Genomic DNA, 23082 nt, shown 5'->3' on the forward strand with positions numbered 1-23082 from the left:
GCCGTCCACGTTCACGTGCGCCAGCCCGCCGGGACGGGATGGCGCACGTGCGAACGTCCGCGAGCGTCAGATCTGGTTCTCGCCGCCGTCGACGTACAGGTTGGCGCCGAGCATGAAGCTGCTGTCCGGGGAGGCGAGGAAGGCCACCGCGGCGGCCACCTCGTCGACGTGGCCCATCCGCCCGATGGCGATCCGGGCGGCCTCCCCCGACTTGAAGGCGGTGACGTTCTCCTCGCCCACGAGCTCGGTGATCCCGGAGGTGTCGATCGGCCCCGGCGAGATGGCGTTCACCCGGACACCGCGCCCCTTGAGCTCGTTCGCCCAGGTGCGCGTGAACGTCCGCAAGGCCGCCTTGGACGCGGCGTAGGCGCCGAACGACGCGGTGCCCCGGTCGGCCGCGGTGGAGGCGTTGATGATCACCGAGGCGCCCTCGTTGAGCAGCGGGAGCGCCTTCTGCAGCGTGAACAGGGTGCCCTTGACGTTGACGCCGAAGACCTGGTCGAAGTCCTGTTCGGTGATCGTCTCGATGGTCGCGAACGACGCCGTGGCCGAGTTGGCGAACAGCACGTCCAGCCCCTGACCGCGAGCGGCGACCACCTCGTAGAGCCGGTCCAGGTCGTCCATGTTCGTGATGTCGCCCGGCACCGCGGTCACGTTCTCGCCGATGACCTCCACCGCCTCGTCCAGCTCCGTCTTGCGGCGGCCGGTGATGAACACGTGCGCGCCCTCGGCCACCAGCCGCGCCGCGGCGGCCCTGCCGATGCCCCGCGTGCCGCCCCCGGTCACCACTGCGGTCTTGCCTTCCAGCCTGCGCATTCCTGACCTCCACGCTTTTGTGCACCGATCGGTGCATAAGGCGACCGTAGCACTTCTGCACCGATCGGTGCAGAAGGGTAGGATGCGGTCGTGGAGAAGGCGCAGATCGGTCGGCCGCGGGAGTTCGACGCCGAGGAGGCGCTGCAGAAGGCGGTGGTGGTCTTCTGGGAGCGGGGTTACGAGGGCGCGAGCCTCTCCGACCTGACCGAGGCCATGGGCATCTCCCGCAAGAGCATGTACGCGGCCTTCGGCAACAAGGAGGAGCTCTTCCGCAAGGCGTTGCGGCGCTACTCGGAGGGCACGGTCTCCTACATCGTCGACGCGCTGGAGGCGCCCACCGCCCGTGAGGTGGCGGAGGCGTTCCTCACGGGCTCGGTCCGCGCCAACACCCGGCCCGGCTGCCCGTCCGGCTGCCTCGGCGTGCAGGGCGCACTGGCGGTCGGCGAGACGGGACGGGTCGCGCGCGACGTCCTGACCGAGTGGCGCGCCGGTGGCCAGGAGCACCTGCGCGTCCGGTTCCAGCGCGCCGTCGCGGAGGGCGACCTGCCCGCGGGCGCCGATCCGGACCTGATCGCCCGCTACCTCATGACGATCGCGAACGGCATGGCCGTGCAGGCGGCGGGCGGCGCGACGCGCGAGGAGCTCCTGCGCGTGGCCGATGCCGCCTTGCTGAACTGGCCGCCTGCCTGATCAGCCCTGCTTCTCGCGCTCGCGCCAGGCGCGGACCGCGAACGCGGCGAACACCCCGAGGACCACGCAGGCACCGAGTGCGACGACCACCGCGGAGGACGAGCTCACCCCGGCGATCACGACGAGCAGGCCGATCGCGTACAGCGACAGCATTCCGGCGAGCACCAAGGTCCGGCGCGGCATCCTCGGTGCCGGGCGGGTGAGCTTGGCGGCCAGTTTGGGGTCGTCCTCGGCGAGGCGGCGCTCGATCTCGTCCAGTTCCCGCTGCTCGTGGTCCGGCAGTTTCACGTCCGGTCCTCCCGCTGGGTCGCTCCGGGGCTTCACCAGAGTCAACGCACGGGACCGGCCAAGGTTCCCGATCACACCCGGCCGGTTCCGGCTGTGACACCATCGCCCGTGTGCTGATCAAGCCGGGTGAGCTCGAACGGGCGGCGATGGAGGTCCTCCGGGACAGCCGCTCCCCCGCGCTCGGGCGCGATTTCGCCCCCACCACCGTGATGGCCGTCCAGACCCGCGTTCCGCAGTAGATCCCCCTTCGTCCTCGGAAGAGCCCCATGATCGATGTTCTGCCCACGGTCCTGACCGTGCTCGCACTCGCCGGCGCCGCGTGGTCGGTCCTGCTGATCGCGCTCAACACACCGCTGCTGCCGCTGAAGAAGCTGTCCTGGACCCTCGTGGGCGGGCTCGCGGTGCTCGAACTGGGCCTGCTGGTGCAGGCGGTCGTCGGCATCGTGTCGATGCTCGGCACCGACCGCGACATCGAGCGCTGGTCGTTCGTCGGCTACCTGCTGGGTCCGGTGGTGATCCTGCCCGTGGCGGCCCTCTGGGCGGCCGCCGAGCGCACCCGGTGGAGCGCCGGCGTGCTGGTGGTCGCGTTCCTCAGCGTGCCGGTGATGATCCTGCGTCTCGGCCAGGTCTGGGCAGGCCATGCCTGACACCCGCCAGGGCCCCGGCCGGATGCTGATCACCGTCTACGGCGTCTTCGCCCTCGCCGCCACGTCCCGTTCGGCCGTGCAGATCGCCACCCGCTTCTCCGACGCACCGGTCGCGTACGTGCTGTCGGCGTTCGCCGCCGTCGTCTACGTGCTGGCCACCATCGCCCTCGCGCGGGACAGCCGCCGGATCGCGTACGTCGCGTGCTCCGTCGAGCTCACCGGCGTGCTGCTGGTCGGTGCGGCGAGCCTCGTGCTGCCGCGGGCGTTCCCGGACGCGACCGTGTGGTCGTCCTTCGGCATCGGCTACGGGTTCGTGCCACTGGTGCTGCCGGTCCTCGGCCTGTGGTGGCTGCGCAAGACCGCGTGAGCCTGCTCGACGGCTTCAGCAGCGCGTTCGGCACGACCTGACCGGCCGTGATCGGCAGGTCGCACGATCTGGGCGTTCTCTGTGAAAGCACCGGCGCCACCGCGGTCGGAGGCCGAATTCTCCGGGTTCTCACAGAAGCTCCCAGGGATCGGTCAGACCGGGTCGCGAGGCTCGGTGCCATGACGATGATCGATGTGCGGGGGCTGACCAAGCGGTACGGCCTCGACACCGTGGTGGACGACCTGTCGTTCACCGTCGAGGCCGGTCAGGTGACCGGGTTCCTCGGGCCGAACGGCGCGGGCAAGTCCACGACCATGAAGGTGATCCTCGGGCTGGCCTCGCCCACCGCGGGTTCGGTGACCATCGGCGGGCGCCGCTACCGCGACCTGCCCGTGCCGCTGGAGGAGGTCGGCGCGCTGCTCGACGCCGGAGCGGTGCACGGCGGGCGGAAGGCCCGCGACCACCTGCTGGCGCTCGCCGCCGGCAACGGGCTGCCGCGGCGCCGGGTGGACGAGGTGCTCGCCAGGACGGGGCTGGAAAGCGTGGCGCACAAGCGCGCGGGCGGGTTCTCGCTCGGCATGCGGCAGCGGCTCGGCATCGCGGCGGCGCTGCTCGGCGACCCGCGGGTGCTGATCTTCGACGAACCGGTGAACGGGCTCGACCCCGAGGGCATCCGCTGGATCCGCGACTTCATGCGGTCCCTGGCGGCCGAGGGGCGCGCGGTGCTGGTCTCCAGCCACCTCATGAACGAGATGGCGCAGACCGCCGACCACCTGGTCGTGATCGGCCGCGGCCGGCTCATCGCCGACACGGGCGTGGCCGAGTTCCTGCGCGGCCGCGGTGAGGGCACGGTGCTCGTCCGCACGCCCGAGCCGGCCGAGTTCGCGCTGCGGCTGACGGCGACCGGCGCCGCGGTGCGGGAGGGGCCCGGCTCGGCGCTGGTGGTCTCCGGGCTGGCGAGCGAGGAGATCGGCAAGCTCGCCGCCTACCACGGCACCGTGCTCAGCGAGCTCACTCCGCAGCGGCCCTCGCTGGAGGACGCCTTCATGGAGCTGACCAAGGACAGCGTCGAGTATCAGGGGGTGACCGCATGAGTGCGCGGACGGTCTTCTTCGGCAACGCCCTGCACGCGGAATGGGTGAAGCTGCGCAGCCTGCGGTCCACCTGGTACACGCTCGCCTGCCTGTTCGGCGTCGGCCTCGGCATCACGATCCTCGCGACGGGACGGGCGGGTGAGGTGTACGGGAGCGCGTCGGCCGCCGAACGGCTGGCGTGGGACCCGACCGAGCGCAGCCTGACCGCGTACCTGGTGGCGCAGCTCGTCATCGGCGTGCTCGGGACGCTGGTCGTGACGTCCGAGTACGCGACCGGGCTGGTGCGCACGTCGCTGGCGGTCACTCCGCGCAGGCACCGGTTGCTGGCGGCCAAGGTCGTGGTCGCCACCGGTGTCGCCGTGGTGGCGGGCCAGGTGCTGATGTTCGCCACCTTCCTGCTCGGCCAGTCCCTCTTCGCCGCTCAGAACGTGCCGCACGCGCGGCTCGGCGACCCCGGCGTGCTCTCCGCCGTCGTGGGCGGCGGGCTCTACCTCGCGGCGATCGCGCTGCTCGCGATCGGCCTCGGCACGATCATGCGCGCGACGGCGGGCGCGCTCACCACGCTGGTGGGCATCGTGTTCCTGGTGCCCGCGCTGGCCGGTCTGTTCCCGTCGTGGTTCCAGGGCCTGCTCGACTTCTGGCCGACGCAGGGCGCCGCCGCGGTGTTCGCGACGGTGCCGAACCCCGACCACCCGCATCCCTGGCTGAACCTGGGCGGGATGTGCCTCGGTGTCGGCATCGTGCTGGCCGCCGCGTTCGTCGTCTTCCACCGGCGTGACGTGTGATGGCGGCGCGGCGGGACGTGTGGCGGGGCGTGACGGCGGCGGCCGCGGCGCTGACCGCCATGGGGGCCACCGCCGCGGCCGGGCTGCTGCTCCTCGACGCCGGCCGGTTCGGCGGGTTCGGCCGGTTGACCGCGGCCGTGGTCGCGATGGCCGTGGGTGGCTCGGCCGAGTTCGGTGCCGTCCCCTCGGGTGGCACGCCGATCTCCGTGCGGGGCAGCGTCGGCGTGATGCCGCTGGGGGTCGCGCTGGCCGGCGCCGTGGTGCTGGGCTGGTTGCTGCTGCGTCGCTGGGACGGGTTGCTCGTCCGCGGCGCGGCGGCGGCCGTGGCCTTCCCGGCCGGCGCGGTGGCGGTCGCGCTGCTGGCCCGGGGCGACGTGAGGCCACCGGGTGGAACGGCGGCCGGTGGGATCTCCGGTGTCTGCGGGCTGCCCGCGATCGGACCGCTGGGCCGGGGCAGGTCCCTCGACGCGCTGGGCGTCGGGTTCACCGTGCCCGTCTGGCCGGTGCTGGCCGGGGCGGTGGCCTGGGTGCTCGTCGTCGGCGGCGTGTGCTGGCTGGTCGCGCGGTTCCGGTTCGCCGTGCGCGGCGCGTTGTGGGTCGCGGGCGGCCTCGCCGCCGCGTGCCTGCTCGTCGCGTGGGCGTGGGGTGGTCCGGCTGCGGCGGGCGGTGTCCTGTTCTTCTTGCCGCACCTGGTGTCCGGCGTGCTGACGCTCGGTCTGGGGGTGCCGTGGACGGTCAGTGCGGACGGCGCGCTCGCCTGCGTCCTGGACGGCGCCGCGCCACCCGCGCCGGGCGGACCGCTGACGTGGGTGGCGGCGGCCGTGTTGCTGGCGCTCGGAGCCCTGGCCGGCCGGGGTGGCGATCCGCTGCGCAGGGCCGCGTGGCTGGGCGCGGCGGTGGGTGTCGCGCTGGGTGGCCTGGCGTTGTTGTCGCAGGTGTCGGTGCGACTCGGCATCGGCGCGTTCGGGCTCTCGGTGCCGGTGCTCGACGCGGGGCTGGCGGCGAACCCCCTGGCCGCGTTGGCGTTCGGGAGTGCGGGCGGCGCCGCGGCGGGCCTGCTCGCCGGAGGGCTTCTCAGGTTGGCCTCCGTATCGTGGCCCGCGTGGAGGGATCGGGCCAGGTGACGACGCTGCTGGTGGTGGACGACGAGGCCACCGTGCGCGAGCTGCTGTCCGCGACGCTGCGCTTCGCGGGATTCCAGGTGACGTCCGCGGCGACCGGTGCCGAGGCGGTCGCCGCCGCCACCGAGGAACCGCCCGACCTCGTGCTGCTCGACGTGATGCTGCCCGACGTGGACGGGTTCGAGGTGGTCCGGCGGCTGCGCGAGCAGCGCGCGGAGGGCCGCCGCGGGCCCGTGCCCGTCCTGTTCCTCACCGCCAGGGACCGCAAGGCGGACAAGGTCACCGGGCTGTCGCTGGGCGCCGACGACTACGTGACCAAGCCGTTCGACCTGGAGGAGCTGATCGCCCGGATCCGGGCGATCCTGCGCCGCACCTCCGGCCACCGGGAGGGCCTGCTGACCGTGGGCGCGCTCGTGCTCGACACCGGGGGTCATCGGGTGACCAGGGCCGGGCAGCCCGTCCGGGTGTCGCCCACGGAGTTCCGGCTGCTGCGCTACCTGATGGAGAACGCCGGGCGCGTGGTGTCCAAGGCGCAGATCCTCGACCGCGTGTGGCGCTACGACTTCGGCGGCGACGCCGGCATCGTGGACACCTACATCTCGTACCTGCGGCGCAAGATCGACGCCGAGGACCCCAAGTTGATCCACACCGTGCACGGCGTGGGGTACGTGATGCGGGATCCCGACGCGTGAGGCGCGTGCTGGGCGGGCTTTCCCTGCGCACCAGGCTGTTGCTGCTCACCGCGAGCCTGCTCCTCGCCGGGCTGGGCCTGATCGGCGCGGTCGTGTCCGACCAGCTGGAGCGCTACCAGCTCGACCGGATCGACGGTCAGCTGCGCTCGCTCGGCGAGATCCTGTCGAGCGTGCCCTCCGCCGGGCCGCTCGACACCGCCGGCAGCACGCCCCGGCCGGACCTCCTCGACCCCGCCCTGCGTCTTGTCGGCGCGCCCTACCTCGTGTACCTGGGCCCGGACGGCACCGTGGTGGGCGGTCTGCACACCAGCCGCCTGGACGGCGCCTCGCTTCCCGGCCCCGGAGATCTGCGCACGGTGCCCACCGACGGCGACCCGGTCGAGCTGCGCGCCGCGGACGGCTCGGGGCGCTGGCGCGCGACCGCGCGGCCGACCACCGGGTGGGACGGGGTGGTCGTCGTCGCGGCGTCGCTGGCCGAGGCCGACGCCACCACCGCCCGGCTCCGCACGACGAGCCTGATCAGCGGCGCGGTGCTGCTGGCGCTGCTGACGGCGGTCGGCTGGTTCGCCCTGGGACGGGGTCTGGGGCCGCTGCGCCGGATCGAGCACACCGCCGCCGCGATCGCCGACGGCGACCTCACCCGGCGCGTGCCCCTCCTCGCGGCACCGACCACGGAGATCGGGCACCTGGCCACTTCGCTCAACACCATGCTCGGGCAGCTCGAGCGAGCCTTCGCCGACCGGTCCGCCGCCGAGGCCCGCATGCGGACGTTCCTCTCGGACGTGAGCCACGAGCTGCGCACCCCGTTGTTCGGCATCAAGGGCTCGACCGAGCTGTACCGGATGGGCGGGATGCCCGAACGCGCCGACGTGGACGAGGCGATGCTCCGCATCGACCGCGAAGCCACCCGGCTCACCGGCCTCACCGAGGACCTGCTCCTGCTGGCCCGGCTGGACGAGGCGCCGCAGGCCCAGCTGGACCGCGCACCGATGGACCTGCGCACCCTGGCCAACGACGCCCGGCACGACCTGCGCGGCCTCGACCCGTCCCGCCCGGTCGAGCTCACCGGCCCCGCCGGGATCGGACCGCCGGGGCCTGCCCCCGTGCACGCCGACGAGGACGGACTGCGCCAGGTCGTCACCAACCTGATCGGCAACGCCGTCACCTACACGCCGCCGGGCACCGCGGTCCGGATCGGCGTGGGCACGGCGAACGGCCGCGCCGTGCTCGAGGTGGCCGACCGGGGTCCCGGTCTGCCCGCCGAGCAGGCGGCCCGCGTCTTCGACCGCTTCTACCGCGCCGACCACTCGCGCAACCGCGCGGAGGGCGCCAACGCCGGACTGGGCCTGGCGATCGCCCTCGCCCTGGCCCGCGCGCACGACGGGGACGTCGAGCTCGAGACGACCGTGGGCGAAGGCGCCTGCTTCCGCCTCGTGCTGCCGCTGCTCGACCGGCAGTGATCAGGAGCAGGGGCTCGCAGCCGGTTCCGGCGCGATGTCGCGGGCGAACTCGGCCAGGACCGGGCGGTGCGCCCCGCCGATCGCCGCGGAAGGTCGGGGCGAGGGAAGAGCCGTTTCCCAGTCGGGCAGGCGGAGCAGCCGCGGCCCGCTCGTCACCGGCGGCGAGCGGAAGGTCATCCGGTGGTCGCCGATCCAGATCGTGTCGCCGTCGTGCAGCACGGCGCTGTCGACGGGAGTGCGGTTGAGATAGGTGCCGTTGAGCGAGCCGAGGTCCGTGAGGACGACCGCGTTGCCCTCGCGGCGCAGTTCCGCGTGGCGGCGGGAGACGGTGATGTCGTCGAGAACGACGCCGCAGCCGCGATCACGGCCGATGACGACGACCGGCTCGGTCAGCGCGACGGTGACCGGGTCGCGGCCTTCGACCGTCAGCGACGGCGTCGCGACGCCGGTAGGCCTGGTGTCCGTGGTGTCACCGATCATGCCGTGCTCCCGCGGTTCCCTTCGTCGGACCGGACCAGTTCTGGCACTCTCCACGCCCGAGTGCCAAGTGTAGTGGGCGGTGACCGGTGCCAGGCGGTTGACCCTCACACCGTGTGAGGGCCCAAGGTGGTCGGCCAGACCACCAGCCGCCACCAGCCCCCAGGAAGCACATGATCATCGCCAACGTCTCGTTGCCCGGCGGACGGCACTGCGAAACCACCGCTCTCGGCGCGCTGCTGCACCACGCGGGCGTCGAGATCTCCGAGCCGATGCTGTTCGGCCTCGGCGAAGGGCTGGGCTTCGTCTACTGGGACGCCAAGCACCTGGATTTCCCGTTCGTCGGCGGTCGCGTCAAACCGATGGCGCTCACCCGTACCGCGGCCGACCGGCTGGGCCTGACGCTGCACGTCCAGCAGACGGCCTCGCCGCGCAAGGCGTGGCAGAACGTCGCCACCGCGCTCGCCGCTGGACGGCCCGTCGGGCTGCAGCTGGACTCGTACCACCTGGACCACTTCACCGAGAAGGTCCACTTCGGAGGTCACTTCGTGGCCATGTACGGCTTCGACGAAGACCTCGCCCACCTCGTCGACACCGCCCAGCAGGGCGGCGCGGTGACGACCACATTGGCGAGCCTGGAACGGGCACGCGCCGAACGCGGACCGATGACCGCCCGCAACCTCTCCTACACCGTCACCGCTCCCGCCACCCGGCCCGATCTGGCCGCGGCCGTCCGGACCTCCATCGCCGGCAACGCGCGGGCCTTCCTGAACCCGCCCATCGCCAACCTCGGTCACCGCGGCATTGCCAAGGCGGCCGGGCAGGTCACGCGCTGGCTCGACCGCTCCACCGACCCGGCCCGCGACTTGCCGCTGACCGGCACGCTGATGGAACGCGGCGGCACCGGCGGCGCGCTGTTCCGCGCCATGTACCGCGACTTCCTCGCCGAGTGCACCACCTTCGTCGACGACGACAACCTGCGTCTCGGTCACCGGCTGTACGCCGAGATCGTTCCACTGTGGACAGAAGTCGCGCGCCTCGTGGCGGACGCCGGGCGTACAGGAGACCAGGAACCCCTGAACCGCGCCTCGGCGATCCTCTTCGACCTCGCGGAACGGGAACGCCGTGCGATGGAGGTCCTGGCCGGGACCACCTGAGGCACGTCACCGCACGGCGTGACGTCGCGAAGGGAGTTCGGCCCCGTCTTTCGCGATAAACCGCGACACCGGCCGCCGAGAAGTACCGAAGATTCACGGTGATGAACCGGAAATGGTCCGCAGAGCCTCGCGGCGACCATCCCCTGTTCACAAGTATGACCATTCCGAATTGGTCGAACTTTCCGGTGATCAATTCGACGCGCAGTGACCTGCACATTCGATCCATTCGACTTCGAGCGGCCGCTGACCTCGCACAATTTCCTCATTGACCCGCCCTCGGAAGGCCTCCTAGCATCCGACGGGAAATGGCCCTCACATCCGGCCGCGAACTCTTTCTCGCTCAGTGTTGGAAGCGGAGTCTCCATGGGAATTGCACAACGTCGTGCCCACCTGACGAGAAAACGTCGCGTGCGTGCCGGACTGGTGTCCGGGGGCGCGGTCGTCGCGCTGGTCACCACGCTCGCTGTCTGGCCCGGCACCGCGGCACTCGCCAACGCGACGGCGGGCACGTACGTGCTGAAGAACGCCGGCAGCGGGCAGTGCCTCGACGCGGGAGCGAGCCCGGCGAGCGGCACGCAGCTCCGGCAGCAGGCGTGCGCTGATCAGGCGTGGGTGCTGACCGAGGTCAGCGGCGGGTTCCGGATCACCGCGGGAGACCTGTGCGTCGGTGTGCGGGACGCGTCGACCAGCGCGGGCAAGCCGATCCAGCTGGAAGCGTGCAACGGTGCCCAGAGCCAGGTCTGGGGGTTGACCGCGAGCGGCGCGAACTACCGCCTGGTCAACGCCAACGGTGGCAAGTGCATGAACGTCAAGGACAACGCCACGACGGCAGGAGCGTTGGTGCAGACCAACTCCTGTGATGGCGCGGCCACCAAGCAGTGGACCCTCGCGCCGGCCGGTGGCGGGCCGACCAGCACCACGACGTCGACCACGACGACGACCACCACCACAACGACCACCACCAGTCAGCCGCCGGCCGACGCGCTGTACGCGTCGCCGACCGGTCGTGACGGCGCTTCCGGCACGCTCGCGGATCCGACGACGCTGACGTCCGCCCTCACGCGGGTGGCGGCCGGTGGCACGATCTTCCTGCGCGGTGGCACGTACAGCTTCTCGCAGACGGTCACGATCCCGCCCACCAACAACGGCACGGCCTCCGCCCGCAAGAAGCTGACGGCCTACCAGGGTGAGAAGCCGGTGCTGAACTTCTCGGCGCAGGCGGAGGACCCGGCCAACCGGGGCCTGGCCGTGAACGGCTCGTACTGGCACGTGCAGGGCGTCATCGTCGAACGGGCCGGCGACAACGGCATCTTCGTGGGCGGCAGCAACAACATCTTCGAGCGCACGATCACCCGCTTCAACCGCGACACCGGCCTGCAGCTCTCCCGGATGCTGTCCACCACGCCCAAGGAGCAGTGGCCCGCCAACAACCTCATCCTCGGCGCGGAGTCGCACGACAACGCCGACTCCGACGGGGAGGACGCCGACGGCTTCGCCGCCAAGCTCACCTCCGGTCCCGGCAACGTGTTCCGCTACTCGGTGGCGCACAACAACATCGACGACGGCTGGGACCTCTACACCAAGTCGGACACCGGACCGATCGGCGCCGTCACCATCGAGGACTCCCTGGCCTACGAGAACGGCACGCTGAGCAACGGCGGCCAGGCGGGCAACGGCGACCGCAACGGCTTCAAGCTCGGCGGCGAGGACATCGGCGTCAACCACGTCGTACGCCGCACCATCGCCTACGACAACGGCAAGCACGGCTTCACCTACAACCGCAACCCCGGCACCATGACCGTGTCGAACAACCTCAGCATCGACAACACCGAGCGCAACTTCACCTTCGACGCGGGCAGCTCGGTCTTCCGCGGCAACACCTCCTGCCGCAGCGGCAGCGGGACCAACGACAAGATCGTCGGCAACTCCGACACCACCAACCAGTTCTGGACCGGTTCCAACGGCTCCCGGTGCGCCTCCTACTCCGGGGCACTCGGCTGGTCGTTCGCCTCCGACGGCAGGCTCGTCGTCACCCTCGGAGGCAGGCCGGTCGTCCTCTGACCGCCGCCACCCGAACCAGGCCAGGTCCGCGCGTCAGCCGCGCGGGCCCGGCCTGGGCCGCTTCTCCGACCCATCAACGCCGTGAATCCACCCATCGCGATTCCCACCGGTCCGATCAACCCGAAGTGCCACCACACCCGTCGTTCCCGTGATTCGATCAAGGTTTGGCCGAGCGCGGTGGGGAGCACGGATGTCGATTCAGTTCTTGGGAGACCACGCGATCCCGCCCGAGGTGACGATCGCGGCCTCCAACAAGGGGCTGGGCAGGGCCACAGCGGCGCACCGGGTGCCGCACCGGGTGGGCACCGAAGAGGAGGCCGCGAAGGAGAAGAGCGCCGAACGTCGCCAGGGCGTGCTCGTCTTCGCCGCGATCGCCAGCCCCCTGGCCATCGGTCTGCTCCTCTGGTGGGCCACCGGAAGCCCCGGCCTGGGCATCGGTGTGGGCGCGGTGCTGACGCTCGTGGGCTGGGGCGCGAGCGCCTACTTCATGGACCGGGACGGCGACGAGCACGACGGGGACCGCGACCGCGTCTACGTGTTCAGCGAGGGTTTCGCGCTGCCGCCGCGGGACGGGGTTCCCGCCCGCGCGTTCACCTGGGACGAGGTCGAGGCCCTCCACCACTTCGTGACCGACACCTACGTCGCTCGCCGGCTCGTCGTCACCGGCCACGTCTACAAGCTCGTGCTGGCGGGCGGCGAACTGGTCGTCTTCCACGGCGCCGAACAGCCGGACAAGGTGTCGCCCACCGACGTCCTCGAGCTGGGTCCGCTGCTGCAGAAGGAGATCTTCGAGCGGCGGCTGCCACCGGCGGTCGAGGCGATCAACGCGGGCCGGACCGTCACCTTCGGCGCGCTGGCCCTGTCCGCGTCGGGCATCACCACGCCCGCAGGTCTCGCACCGTGGGAGACGGTGCGAGACCTGTCGGTAGGCGCGGGCCAGGTGGTCATCTCCGCGGCGCGCGGCAGGCCGGGCACCTACGCGATCGGCGACATCCCCAACTTCGACGTCTTCTGGACGTTGGCGCAGAACCTGCACGCACAAGGCTGACGGACCGGCGAAGAAGCCTCGCGCGTGCTCAGGCGACGTCCAGCACGGTCTTGAGCCAGCCGTCCTCGCGCCGGTCGAACGACTCGTAGGCCTCGACGGCGTCGACCGGGTCCTCGTGCCGGGTGATGAACGCGGTGGGGTCGACGGTGCCGCTCACGACGAGGTCCAGCAGCTTCGGCAGGTAGCGGCGGTGGTTGCAGTTGCCCATGTTCAGGGTGAGGTTCTTGTTCATGGCCTCGCCGATCGGGAAGCGGTCGAACCCCGGCGGGTAGACACCGATGATCCCGATCGTGCCGGCCTTCGCGGCGGCCTGCACGGCCCACCGCAGCGCCAGGCTCGGCGCGTCGCCCGGCACCCACTGCTCGCCCCGCGGCGCCGCGTCCGGTGCCGCCTGCGACCGTTCCTGCTCGAACTGCTCCGCCTGCTGCTCGTACTGCCCGGCGGCCGGTCCGCGCGACGGGCGCTGCGCGTCCACGCCGACGGCGTCGATCACCCGGTCGGCGCCGATGCCACCGGTCAGCTCCTTGACCAGTGCCACCGGGTCCTCGACGTTGAAGTCGACGGTCTCCGCGTTCTGCTCGCGGGCCTTGTCCAGGCGAGACGCGATGCCGTCGACCACCAGCACCCGGCCCGCGCCCTGCCGTTTGGCCGAGGCGATCGCGAACTGGCCCACCACGCCGGCGCCCAGCACCAGCACGGTGTCGCCGTCGCCCACCTCCGCGAGCCGGGCGCCGAACCACGACGTCGGGAAGATGTCCGACAGCAGGATCGCCTGGTCGTCGCTCACCGCGTCGGGCACGCGCACCAGGGTCGTCATCGCGAACGGGATCCGGGCGTACTCGGCCTGCAGGCCGTCGACGGGACCGGTCGTCTCCGGGCCGCCGAAGAAGCACGTGCCCGCCGACGGACCGTTGGGGTTGGCCGTGTCGCACTGGGCGAAGTACCCGGCCCGGCAGTACGAGCAGGTGCCGCACCCGACGGTCGAGGTCACCACCACGCGGTCGCCCGGCGTGAACCCGCGCACCGCGGGGCCGACCTCCTCGACCACACCGACCGCCTCGTGGCCCAGCACCGTCCCCTCCACCATGCCCGGCATCGTGCCGCGCACCATGTGCAGGTCCGTTCCGCAGATCGCGCTGCGGGTGATCCGCACGATCGCGTCGGACGGTTCCAGGATCTTCGGATCGGGCACGGTGTCCAGACGGATGTCACCGATGCCGTGCCACACCACTGCCTTCACAGCGCTTCCCCTCGTTCGTCCACAACGGATTCCACCGACGTCAGCCCGCGGGCCAGGCGATGGTGGACAACAGCGCCAGCTCGGCCTGACGGGAGTCGAGGCGGCTGTGCTGGACGACGACCGGAACGTCGCTGTGCAGCACGGTGGCGAAGTCGGTGTCCCGCGGAATCCGTTGCGGGTCGGTCAGGTCGTTGAACCGCTGGTGCCGCGTGCGTCGCGCGGGCACCGTGAAGCGGTAGGGGCCGACCGGGTCCCGGTCGGTGAAATACACGGTGATCTCGACGTGCGCGTCCGTGTCGGACGTGTTGAGGATGCACGCCGTCTCGTGGCTTTCCAGGGCCGGGCCCTCGCCGTGACCGCTGCCGGGGATGTGTCCCTCCGCGATCACCCAGGTGTGTTGTCCCAGAGCGTTCTGCATGGTCTGGCCCCGATCAGCTGATGGTCGCGAGCAGGTCCCGGCAGGCGGTCTCGCAGGCGCGACACGCCTCGGCGCAGATGCGGCAATGCTCGTGCATGTTCGCGTGCGACCAGCACTCGTCCCCACATGCCTTGCACGCCACCGCACACGCCTCCAGCAACGCCCGGCTGATGTTGGCGTCGTACGCGGTGTGCCGCGACAGGACGCGAGCCGTGGCACCGCAGATGTCCGCGCAGTCCAGGTCCGTGCGGATGCACTTCGTCAGCTCCGCCACCGAGCTCTCGCTCAGGCACGCGTCGGCGCAGGCGGTGCACGCCTCGGCGCACGCGATCAAGGCGTCGATCGCCGCTGCCAGTCTGCCCCTGTCGACGTTGATCTCCGCCGGGTAGCTCTCCAGCATCGGCATCGTCGTCGTGGTCACGTCAGCCCTCCTCCGTCGGCATCGCTCCCGTGACGGCTACCCCGGGACGTCCCGGCGAACCACGCTCCGACGGTCAGGCGACGGCGACCAGGCCGCCGCCCGCCTGCCGCACGGGCTGTTCCAGGAGCGTGATCAGCAGGCCTTCCCTGGTGGACCACGGGCAGATGTCCACGACGTCGTGGCCGGTCGCCTCCATGAGCGCCCGCGCGGCGATCGCGCCGGCCAGCGACTGGTGTGCGCGGTGCTCGGAGATGCCGGGGAGCCGTGCGCGCTCGGCCGCCGGCAGTTTCGCCAGCCGGGGGATCCACTTCTCCAGGTCCGCGGCACGGAGCTGGCGCGCGACGAAGAGCCCGTCGCGTTGCGAGCGCGCACCGGTCAGGCGTGCCAGCTGCTGGAAGACCTTGGAGCAGCCCACGGCACGGCACCGGGCGCCGTCCGGCAGGCCGGCGGGGAGATCGGCGTTGATCATCCGGACCAGGTCCGCGGTGGTGCGGCGCAGCCGCTTGCCGGTGAGCTTCTCCGACTCCCACAGCCTCGTCAGGGTTCTCGCTCCCAGCGGCAGCGAGTGGGCGGCCACGGGCTCCGTGCCCTCGCCGACGGCCATCTCCACCGTGCCACCGCCGACGTCGAGCACCGTGAGCGGGCCGGCCGACCAGCCGAACCAGTGCCGCGCGGCGAGGTAGGACAGGCGGGCCTCCTGCAGGCCCGACAACGTGCGCAGCTCCACGCCGGTCCGCGACGCGACCAGGCCGACGACCTCCCCGGCGTTGGCGGCGTCCCTGATGACCGAGGTGGCGAACGGGACCACGGTCGACACCCCGGCCCGGCGGGCGGCCCGCTGCGCCTGGTCGACGGCGGCGGCGACGCGTGCCGCGCCGTCCGGGCTGATCCGCCCGGACGAGTCGATGGCCTGGTCCAGCCGCAACCTCACCTTGTGCGACAGCACCGGACGCAGCAGCGACCCCTCGTGGCGGTCGACCACGACCAGGTGTGCGCTGAAGCAACCGACGTCGAGAACGCCGACCCGGTGGGGCTCCTCGGACACGCGCCATCACCTCGCACCTCGTCATCAGAGCCCTCCAGATACCCGGGATCGGGGCAGGCAAACGGAACTTCCCGCACAGCACCGAAGTGGTTCTCTCCGCTTCGCGCTCGCCGTGCTCGACGTCCCCGACCTGCTGCGCGATCCGCCCTCAGGGCTTGGGTTACGCGCTGTTCGCTGATCAGGGCTTGCGGGCCACCACGCGGAAGCTCTTCAGCTCGGGGTCGGCGGGGTCGGGCAGTTCCATGCCGGCGTCCAGGCCGCTGCGCACGTAGTCCACGACGTCCTGGGTGATCACCTCGCCGGGCAGCACGGCCGGTGCTCCCGGCGGGTAGGGCGTCACCATCTCGGCGCTGATCCTCCCGACCGCCTCGTCCGCCGGGACCTGCTCCACCTCGGCGAAGAAGGCGTCGCGCGGCAGCATCGCCGTCTCCAGCTGCAGCTGCTCCGGCGTGGGCAGGTCGACGCGCGGTGGCGCGGGCATGTCGTCGGCGGCCTTGACCAGCGCGCTCAGCGCGTCCAGGAGCACGCCCGCGGTCCGGTGGTCGTCCGCGTGGGTGAGCTGGGCGACGATGCGGCGGTGGTCGGACAGACCGACGGTGACGCGCTGGTGCTCGCGCAGCCAGTCGGCCGCCTGGTACCCGCTGATGTTCAGCTCGGCCAGGTCGATCACCATCTTGAGCGGGTCCAGGTCGTGCGCCAGTCCGGGGCCGGTGAACTCGGCCTCGCCCATGACGCGCAGGCCGGGCAGGTCGTCGATCGCGGCGCGGGTGGAGTGCGCCACCGACAGGACGGCGGTGAGCAGCGCCTCCCCCTGCTGGACCATGTGGCGGCGCCAGCCGTCGAGGGTCGCGTACACCAGGGAGCTGGGGCTGGTCGTGCCCAGGAGGTCCTCGCGGTTCTTGAGCGCCGACGGGTCGACCAGGTCACCCTGCAGGTGGAACACCGAGCTCTGCTCCACCGCGGCACCGGACTTGTGGACGCTGGTGACGACGACGTCCGCGCCGGCGTCCATGCCCCACTGCGGAAGGTCCGGGTGGAACGGCAGGTGGGCGCCCCACGCCTCGTCCACGATCAGCGGCTTGCCGAACTCGTGGCAGACGTCGGCGATGGCCTGGATGTCGCCGCACGTGCCGTAGTCGTTCGGGGTGACCAGCAGCATGCCCTTGGCCTCGGGTTCGGCCTCGAAGAGCTTGCGCACCTCCTCGGCGGCGGGCGGGTGGGACAGGTGCCGCTCGGCGTCCCAGTGCGGGGACAGCCACACCGGTGACACGCCGCTCAGGATCAGCCCCGCCACCACGGACTTGTGCACGTGCCTCGGGATGATGATCTTCTCGTGCGGCCCGGCGACCGACAGCATGGCGCTCTTGACCGACAGCGAGCTGCCGCAGGTGGAGAAGAACGCCTGGTCGGCGTCCACGGCGTCGGCCATCAGCTGCTGGGCCTGCTCGAGGACGCCGTTGCGCATCAGCCGGTCGTCCAGGCCGTTGATCGAGATGACGTCCGAGGCGAACACCGCCTCACCGACGACGTCCAGCACGCGCGGGTCCACTCCCCGACCCTGGCGGTGGCCGGGCGGGTTGAACGGGGTGAACCCCAGTTCGCGGAACGCCTGCAGTGCTTCCAGCACGGGTGCTTTGCCGTGGTCCATGCGATCGGAGTAACCACAACGCCCCCACTTGAACACCTTCGGCGCCGTGATCGAGGCGATTGGGCGAACGACCGCCGGGTACACGACGGTCATGGCTACGCATGACATGGATCCGGCCGAAGACCAGGCGTCGTACGCGCCGCCGCACGACACGGGATCGCCCGACTCCGTCGAGACCGATCCAGCGGCGCTCAACAGCGCGGAGGACCTCGACGAGGACCGGCTCCGGCTCGACCCGCTCGAAGCGGGCATGGACCCGCCGGAGCGGTGGAGCGGCGTGGACAAGTACGGCATGACGCCGTACGAGGAGGCCCATCCCCGTCCGCTGGAGGACCGGCTCGCCGAGGAGCAGCCCGACGTGCCGGTGGCCGAGGCACCGCTCGACGAGGAGGTGCGGGCGGAAGCCGCCGGACGCGGACAGCTCGCGGACGAACCCGGCGGCTCGGTGGCCGGTGCGGCACGCACGCCGGAAGACCCGATCTGACCTGACGAGCGGGCGAGCACGGCGGCAGTCCCCAGTGGACGGAGCCGTGCTCGCCCCGAACGACCTGTGCGCAGCTGTTCAGCGGCGAACGGGTTCGCGGATGTGCCGGTCCTGGCGGATGACCTGCACCGGCACCACGGGTCCCTCCTCCGGCGCCTCCTCCGGCAGAGGGCACAGCAGCAGCTCGGCGTCGGCCAGGAGTGCCTGCGCCGCGCGGAGTTCTCCGGCGATGCGGTCGCGCTGCCCGCGCAGCGCGTCGATCCGCGCCTGCTCACGCTGCTGCCGCTCTGCCAATACGCGCATCGCCTCCGCCCGCCGCAACGCCATGGCCTGTTCGAAGTCCGCCTCGACCTGCTGACGCAGCCGCGCGGCCTGCTCGTCGAGCTCGCGCCGCCGGCGTTCGGCCTGCCGGGTCGTCGCTTCGACCTGCCGGTGCGCACGGTCCATGAGGTCGCGGTGCTCGGTCTCCATCTCCGCGCGGCGCCGGTCGAGGTCGGCCACCAGCTGTCCGGCCCGCTGCCGCAGCCTGTCGGCGGCCCGCTCGGCGTTCGCCCAGTGCTGCTCAGCGGCGGCGCGGGCGCGCGTGGTGATCTCCTCCGCCTCGGCGTGGGCCAGCTCGACCATGCGGCGCAGGCGTTCGGTGAGCGCGCCGGGGTCGACCGGGGTGCGGCAGATCCGGTCGACGCGGGCGCGCAGCTCCGCGTTGTGCGTGCGAGCTTCTTCCAGCTGCCGGGCGAGGGACTCCGCGTGGGCGAGGGCGGCGTCGCGATCGGCGGCGAGCAGCCTCAGCTCCTCCTCGGTTCCCCGCACGTAGTCCTGGACCTGGTCGCGGTCGTAGCCGCGCCGCCGCAGGTCGAAATCGGTGCGCAGCGGCAACAACTCCACTCTTGTTCTCCCTCCGGTCACCGGTGCGGCGACGCCACCGGTCACGGCCCTGCCCGCGACCGGTGGCGCCCGGTGTCACTTGCCTTTGACGGCGATGCGGCGCGGCTTGGCCGCCTCGGTCTTGGGAACGCGGACCGTGAGCACGCCGTCGGCCAGATCGGCCTCGATGCTGTCGGCGTCGACGTCGCGCGGCAGCGTGATCCCGTACGAGAACCGCCCGACGCGGCGGGTGCGGTGCCGGAACAGGCCCTGCCGTTCCTTCTCCCTCACCTCACCGCCGATGGACAGCTCGGTGCCGGCGAGGTCGACGACGACGTCGTCGCGCCGGACGCCGGGCAGCTCGACCTCGACCAGGTAGGCCTCGGCCGACTCGGTCACGTCGGCCGGCGGCGCCCAGGCCCGCACGGTGTCACCGACGGAACCCGCGACCGACTCCAGCACACTGCCCAGCCGGGCGTGCAGGTCCTCGAACTCGCGGAACGGATCCCACCGGCCGAGTGGGCCGGACGATCGCACAGCAGGCAACGCCATGGCTTCACACCTCCTATGAGAGCCGGACGATTTTCCGTTCTCCTAGACGAACTCGCGCACGCCGTTGTTCCCGGAGCCGAGCCACTCGGACTCGGTCGTCCGGGTGATCCGTGCCACGGACCGGCCGTGGCTGACCTTGCTGGTGGCCCACTGCTCCCCCGCCTCGCTGACCGCGAGTGGGTTCGGCCGCGCGGCCCGGACGCCGTCTCGCGCCGGAACGTGGTCACAGCGCCAGTTCGTCGCTCTTCGTCCAGCGTGCGAGCAGGATGGAGGCGTCGTCCCGCAAGGCTTCGTTCTGGTGCGCCAGCACGGCTTTGATCAGCCGCCGGGCGGTCTCCGGTGGCGGGTGCTGCGCCGCGGCCTCCCGTTCGAGGAAGTCCGTCAGCCGGCTCTCGCCGAAGAGCTCGCCGGCGTCGTCGCGTGCCTCGGTGATGCCGTCGGTGTGCAGGACCAGCCAGTCGCCGGGCTGCAGCGTCTCCTCGGCGATGGTGAGCTCACCGGTTCCCCGGCCGAAGGGCGGCCGCCGCCCGCCGCCGAGACGTTTGACGACCCTGCCGGACCGCAGCAGCAGCGGTGGCGGGTGACCGGCGTTGAGGTAGCGCAGCCGCCCGCTGCCGAGGTCGAGCTCGGCCAGGACACCGGTGGCGAACGCGCCGTCGGGGAACTGGCCGCTGATCGTCTCGTCGATGGCGCGGGCCTGTTCGAACAGGCCGTGGCCCACGCGGCGGTTGCTCCGGCAAGCGGCCAGGGCCGCCGCGGCCACGAAGCCGCTGCGCAGGGTGTGCCCGACGGCGTCGAAGATGGCCAGTGAGGCCGACTCCGGCGACAACGTGTAGTCGAAGGCGTCGCCGCCGACCTCGTAGCAGGGCTCCAGCATGCCGGCGAGGGCGAAACCCTCGGTGGCCGCGGTGAGCGGGGGCAGCAGCTGCCAGATCAGGTCGGCCGCCGGGGTCCTCTGCCGCTGGAGGCGGATCGCGTCCAGGCCGTCGCCGTAGCCGGTGCTGACGGTGACCAGGTGGCCGATGAGCGCCGACAGCCAGCGGCACCACATGCGCAGCTCCGGGTCGTGCGGACCCACTCCTCCCGGCGGGGTCACCGCCAGGACGCCGAGGCGTTCCACGCCGTCCAGCAGCGGCACCCACAGCTGGTGCTGCCCGCCGGAGTCGCTGGTGAGCGTCTGCACCGTGCGGAACGCCCGCCCGGCCAGGCTCGTGTCCACGCCCAGGGGCGCGCGACGGGGGTCTTCCGGGTCGTGCAGCGGGTGCAAGGTCTGCTGGTCGTAGTCGACGAGGTAGATCGCGATCCGCAGCCCCAGCGCCCTGCCCGCGCGTGCCGCGGCCGCGGGGAGGCGCTCCGGTGGCGCCTTGTGCATGCCGTCGAGCAAGCCGACCAGGCCCGCCAGCGGACCGGTCCGCGGACCGCTGCCCCGTGCGGGGAAGGTGTAGGGCACCCGCTGCGGCCAGGTCAGTTCGTCGAGGCGCTCGTTGATCGCGTGCGCCAACATGTCGCGTTGCAACGCGGGCAACGGCATCAGGCCGTGCAGGTACGCCTCGACCTCCATGAGACCTGCCGCTCCGCCGAGAGCGAAGTACCGCGTCCACAACTGCTCGGGTGTCAGGCCCGACCTGCTGAAGGCGAGCGCCAGAGCGCGGCGCTGCTCGTCCTGCTGTGAGGCCTGCCGGTCGGAGGACATGGTGATCAGCGGTCCCGCCGGGAGGTGGAGCGCACCAGGGTGCCGGCCAGGTCGCGGAGCTTCTTGTTCTCCTCGCGGGCGCTCTTCGCCAGCACGGCGAAAGCGGTTCCCTCGTCGACGTGCTCACGCGCCATGACGATCCCCTTGGCGATGCTGATCATGTCGCGGCCGCGCAGCGCGTCCGCGAGTGCCTCGCTGAGCTTCGTGGCGTTCTCGAACGTCCGCACGTTGGCCACCAGGATCGCCGACTGCGCCGCGAACATCGTGAGCAGGTACTCGTGCCGTTCCCCGAACGTGCCGGGCTCGCGGCCGTAGACCTTGATCGCGCCCAGCACGTCGCCTCCCGCGACCAGCGGCGCGCTCAACGCCGACCGCATGACCGAGTCCCCGGCGGCCGCGGCCCAGCGCGGCCACCGGCCGTCCCCGGCGATGTCGTCGACCCGCACCACGTGGCGCTGTTCCCACGCCGTCAGGCACGGCCCCTCCCCCAGGTCGTACTGGAGCCCGTCGAGGTGTTCCACGACCGGGTCGGTCGCTGCCTCGGTCGTCCTGCGGCCGTGCTCGTCGAGCAGTGACACGCCCGCGCCCGCCGTGCCGGGAAGCGCTTCCCCTGCCAGGGAGGTCACCAGCTGCAACGCCGTGCCGACCGTCTCCCGCGACAGCAGCAGCCCCGACATCCGCGCGGTCACGGCCGCCAGTTCGTCGGCCAGCGGCAGGTCGTGGTTCATTCGCGTCACACCTTCGGCACTGGCTCATCGCCTCTCCGGTGACGGACGTGCACCGATGTCCCGGGCTTCCCTTCCACCGCCGCCCCAAACCGGCGGGCCGCGGCGGCGTTCTCCGCGCGCCGGGCTACGGCGTACGCGGGATGCGAGTGGGTGGACGGATACGCCCGACGTGGTCGCACAAGTCGTCCGGTTCAGTCAGGAGCCGGCCAGACCACCTCCCGCCGGACCACGCGAGTCGGTCGCCGGGATGGGTGGTTCCCGGCGGGGGTATCCGCAGCCATGAACCTTCACGAGGTGTTGCGGTCGGTGGAGAACCTCCGTGCCGCTGACCGGCCGGCGGGCGCGTTGGCGGCGGTCGCCCGGCGGCTGCTGCGGCCACCGGGCCTGCGCGAGGTGCTGCGCGGGTCCTGGCTCGGCCATCCGCTGCATCCCCTGGCGGTCACCGTGCCCATCGGGGCCTGGGCGTGCGCGTCGGTGCTGGACGCCCGACCGGGGAACGAGGACGCGGCACGGCGTCTCACCGGCATCGGACTGGCGGCGGCGCCACCGGCCGTCCTGCTGGGGCTCTCGGACTACGACCGGCTGAACCGGCGCCAGCAGCGGGTCGGTGTGGTGCACGCGGTCGCCAACACGGCCGCGCTGGCCTGCTTCACCGCGTCCTACGCGGCACGACGGCAGGAGGCCCACGCCAGGGGGAAGGTGCTGAGCCTGCTCGGCATGGCGGTGCTGGGCGTCGGAGGTGCGCTCGGCGGGCACCTCGCCTACGCCCAGGGGGCCGGCGTGTTCCGCTGGCAGCGCCCGGCGGAGGACTCCAACGTGTACCCGCTCGAGGTCCGGCGGTCCACGCGGCGCGTCCGATGACCCCCGGCCCGGACGCGCCGTGCGTGTCCGGGCTCTGGTCAGCCGTCGTGGCCGTAGCGGCCGCCGCCGTCCAGGCCGGCGCCCGGACCGCCGGGGTCGCTCGCCTGGCGGCCGTGCAGACCGACCCGTTGCGGGAAAGCGCTCACCGCACGCTCGTCCAGCTGCACCTGGCCGACGGCAACCCGGCGCAGGCGTTGCGCCAGTACCAGACCTACCGGGCCCTGCTCCGCGCGGAACTCGGGCTCGAACCGTCCCCGCACATCCACGACCTCATGCGGCCGCTGCTGAAGAGCGCGCGCTGCTGAGGAGGAGCGCGATGTCGGTGGTGCGTTCGGTCGCGATCAGGCCGATGTGGGAGTGGGTGGCCCGGTCCAGGTGGCGGAACGCCGAACCTCGCTCGCCCCCAGGAATCCGCCAGCCCAGGA

At 72.0% G+C, this 23082-nt stretch carries 27 protein-coding genes; 15 read left to right on the forward strand and 12 right to left on the reverse strand.

The window, feature by feature from the left end:
- Positions 1-66: 66 nt before the first annotated feature.
- Positions 67-816: an SDR family NAD(P)-dependent oxidoreductase gene (locus tag ORI60_RS01075; RefSeq protein ID WP_266032882.1), complete on the reverse strand. Its 750-nt coding sequence runs from the start codon at positions 814-816 to the stop codon at positions 67-69.
- A 90-nt stretch (positions 817-906) separates the two neighbouring features.
- Here ORI60_RS01075 and ORI60_RS01080 point away from each other — a divergent pair, with 90 nt between their 5' ends.
- Positions 907-1506 carry a TetR/AcrR family transcriptional regulator gene (locus ORI60_RS01080; RefSeq protein WP_266032884.1) on the forward strand — a complete coding sequence of 200 codons (600 nt, stop codon included), beginning with the start codon at positions 907-909 and terminating at the stop codon, positions 1504-1506.
- Here the strand turns inward: ORI60_RS01080 and ORI60_RS01085 are convergent, their stop codons facing one another.
- Positions 1507-1794, reverse strand: a complete 288-nt coding sequence (locus ORI60_RS01085) for a DUF3040 domain-containing protein (RefSeq protein ID WP_266032887.1) — start codon at positions 1792-1794, stop codon at positions 1507-1509.
- 110 nt (positions 1795-1904) lie between these two features.
- Here ORI60_RS01085 and ORI60_RS01090 point away from each other — a divergent pair, with 110 nt between their 5' ends.
- The 8 genes from ORI60_RS01090 to ORI60_RS01125 all read left to right on the forward strand — a co-directional run bounded on the left by ORI60_RS01090 (position 1905) and on the right by ORI60_RS01125 (position 7960).
- Positions 1905-2033: a hypothetical protein gene (locus ORI60_RS01090; protein ID WP_266032890.1), complete on the forward strand. Its 129-nt coding sequence runs from the start codon at positions 1905-1907 to the stop codon at positions 2031-2033.
- Between the two features lie 27 nt (positions 2034-2060).
- A complete protein-coding gene (locus tag ORI60_RS01095; RefSeq protein ID WP_266032892.1) occupies positions 2061-2441 on the forward strand; it encodes a hypothetical protein in 381 nt (126 codons plus the stop codon).
- Complete coding sequence (locus ORI60_RS01100) at positions 2434-2808, forward strand: hypothetical protein (protein ID WP_266032895.1); 375 nt, start codon at positions 2434-2436, stop codon at positions 2806-2808. Before ORI60_RS01095 ends, ORI60_RS01100 begins: the two co-directional genes overlap by 8 nt.
- Positions 2809-2993: 185 nt before the next feature.
- Complete coding sequence (locus ORI60_RS01105) at positions 2994-3902, forward strand: ABC transporter ATP-binding protein (RefSeq protein ID WP_416234351.1); 909 nt, start codon at positions 2994-2996, stop codon at positions 3900-3902.
- Positions 3899-4687 carry an ABC transporter permease gene (locus ORI60_RS01110; protein WP_266032898.1) on the forward strand — a complete coding sequence of 263 codons (789 nt, stop codon included), beginning with the start codon at positions 3899-3901 and terminating at the stop codon, positions 4685-4687. The genes ORI60_RS01105 and ORI60_RS01110 overlap by 4 nt, the downstream gene beginning before the upstream one ends.
- A complete protein-coding gene (locus tag ORI60_RS01115; protein ID WP_266032899.1) occupies positions 4687-5811 on the forward strand; it encodes a streptophobe family protein in 1125 nt (374 codons plus the stop codon). Before ORI60_RS01110 ends, ORI60_RS01115 begins: the two co-directional genes overlap by 1 nt.
- Positions 5790-6500, forward strand: coding sequence for a response regulator transcription factor (locus tag ORI60_RS01120; protein ID WP_266032900.1), 711 nt, complete (start codon positions 5790-5792; stop codon positions 6498-6500). The genes ORI60_RS01115 and ORI60_RS01120 overlap by 22 nt, the downstream gene beginning before the upstream one ends.
- Positions 6497-7960 (forward strand): sensor histidine kinase, encoded by a 1464-nt coding sequence (locus ORI60_RS01125; protein WP_266032902.1) that lies wholly within the window; start codon positions 6497-6499, stop codon positions 7958-7960. Before ORI60_RS01120 ends, ORI60_RS01125 begins: the two co-directional genes overlap by 4 nt.
- Here ORI60_RS01125 and ORI60_RS44705 read toward each other — a convergent pair whose 3' ends face one another.
- Complete coding sequence (locus ORI60_RS44705) at positions 7961-8440, reverse strand: FHA domain-containing protein (RefSeq protein ID WP_416234341.1); 480 nt, start codon at positions 8438-8440, stop codon at positions 7961-7963.
- A 170-nt stretch (positions 8441-8610) separates the two neighbouring features.
- Between ORI60_RS44705 and ORI60_RS01135 the strand changes: the two genes are divergently transcribed.
- The 3 genes from ORI60_RS01135 (at position 8611) to ORI60_RS01145 (ending at position 12703) form a co-directional block, all read left to right on the forward strand.
- Positions 8611-9594 carry a BtrH N-terminal domain-containing protein gene (locus tag ORI60_RS01135; protein WP_266032904.1) on the forward strand — a complete coding sequence of 328 codons (984 nt, stop codon included), beginning with the start codon at positions 8611-8613 and terminating at the stop codon, positions 9592-9594.
- A gap of 408 nt (positions 9595-10002) precedes the next feature.
- Positions 10003-11655 carry an RICIN domain-containing protein gene (locus ORI60_RS01140; protein ID WP_266032906.1) on the forward strand — a complete coding sequence of 551 codons (1653 nt, stop codon included), beginning with the start codon at positions 10003-10005 and terminating at the stop codon, positions 11653-11655.
- A gap of 190 nt (positions 11656-11845) precedes the next feature.
- On the forward strand, positions 11846-12703 hold the full coding sequence (locus tag ORI60_RS01145; RefSeq protein WP_266032908.1) for a DUF6585 family protein: 858 nt from the start codon (positions 11846-11848) through the stop codon (positions 12701-12703).
- Positions 12704-12731: 28 nt separating this feature from the next.
- On the opposite strand, the gene ORI60_RS01150 is transcribed toward ORI60_RS01145, so the two are convergent.
- The 5 genes from ORI60_RS01150 to ORI60_RS01170 form a co-directional block, all read right to left on the reverse strand.
- A complete protein-coding gene (locus ORI60_RS01150; RefSeq protein ID WP_266032910.1) occupies positions 12732-13943 on the reverse strand; it encodes a zinc-dependent alcohol dehydrogenase in 1212 nt (403 codons plus the stop codon).
- Positions 13944-13983: 40 nt separating this feature from the next.
- A complete protein-coding gene (locus ORI60_RS01155; protein ID WP_266032913.1) occupies positions 13984-14361 on the reverse strand; it encodes a sensory rhodopsin transducer in 378 nt (125 codons plus the stop codon).
- 13 nt (positions 14362-14374) lie between these two features.
- The gene (locus ORI60_RS01160) at positions 14375-14782 is read right to left on the reverse strand and encodes a four-helix bundle copper-binding protein (protein WP_266032916.1); all 408 of its coding nucleotides are present in this window, start codon (positions 14780-14782) and stop codon (positions 14375-14377) included.
- Positions 14783-14855: 73 nt separating this feature from the next.
- Entirely contained in the window at positions 14856-15827 is a 972-nt protein-coding gene (locus ORI60_RS01165; protein WP_266032920.1) for a Ppx/GppA phosphatase family protein, read from the reverse strand.
- 178 nt (positions 15828-16005) lie between these two features.
- Entirely contained in the window at positions 16006-17475 is a 1470-nt protein-coding gene (locus ORI60_RS01170; protein ID WP_266033911.1) for an aminotransferase class I/II-fold pyridoxal phosphate-dependent enzyme, read from the reverse strand.
- A 106-nt stretch (positions 17476-17581) separates the two neighbouring features.
- On the opposite strand from ORI60_RS01170, the gene ORI60_RS01175 reads away from it, so the two are divergent.
- Complete coding sequence (locus tag ORI60_RS01175; protein WP_266033914.1) at positions 17582-17959, forward strand: hypothetical protein; 378 nt, start codon at positions 17582-17584, stop codon at positions 17957-17959.
- A gap of 78 nt (positions 17960-18037) precedes the next feature.
- On the opposite strand, the gene ORI60_RS01180 is transcribed toward ORI60_RS01175, so the two are convergent.
- The 4 genes from ORI60_RS01180 to ORI60_RS01195 form a co-directional block, all read right to left on the reverse strand.
- Entirely contained in the window at positions 18038-18844 is an 807-nt protein-coding gene (locus ORI60_RS01180; RefSeq protein WP_266032922.1) for a metallopeptidase, read from the reverse strand.
- 75 nt (positions 18845-18919) lie between these two features.
- Positions 18920-19375, reverse strand: a complete 456-nt coding sequence (locus tag ORI60_RS01185; RefSeq protein WP_266032925.1) for an Hsp20/alpha crystallin family protein — start codon at positions 19373-19375, stop codon at positions 18920-18922.
- Positions 19376-19598: 223 nt separating this feature from the next.
- Positions 19599-21068, reverse strand: coding sequence for a PP2C family protein-serine/threonine phosphatase (locus ORI60_RS01190; protein ID WP_266032928.1), 1470 nt, complete (start codon positions 21066-21068; stop codon positions 19599-19601).
- A gap of 5 nt (positions 21069-21073) precedes the next feature.
- On the reverse strand, positions 21074-21796 hold the full coding sequence (locus ORI60_RS01195; protein WP_266032930.1) for a GAF and ANTAR domain-containing protein: 723 nt from the start codon (positions 21794-21796) through the stop codon (positions 21074-21076).
- A gap of 279 nt (positions 21797-22075) precedes the next feature.
- On the opposite strand from ORI60_RS01195, the gene ORI60_RS01200 reads away from it, so the two are divergent.
- Together ORI60_RS01200 and ORI60_RS01205 are read left to right on the forward strand one after the other, a co-directional pair.
- On the forward strand, positions 22076-22657 hold the full coding sequence (locus ORI60_RS01200) for a DUF2231 domain-containing protein (protein WP_266032932.1): 582 nt from the start codon (positions 22076-22078) through the stop codon (positions 22655-22657).
- A complete protein-coding gene (locus tag ORI60_RS01205) occupies positions 22654-22962 on the forward strand; it encodes an AfsR/SARP family transcriptional regulator (protein WP_266032935.1) in 309 nt (102 codons plus the stop codon). The genes ORI60_RS01200 and ORI60_RS01205 overlap by 4 nt, the downstream gene beginning before the upstream one ends.
- The last annotated feature ends 120 nt before the right edge of the window (positions 22963-23082 follow it).

Origin of the sequence: Lentzea sp. NEAU-D7 (genome assembly GCF_026242055.1) — a bacterium.
Lineage (GTDB): Bacteria > Actinomycetota > Actinomycetes > Mycobacteriales > Pseudonocardiaceae > Lentzea.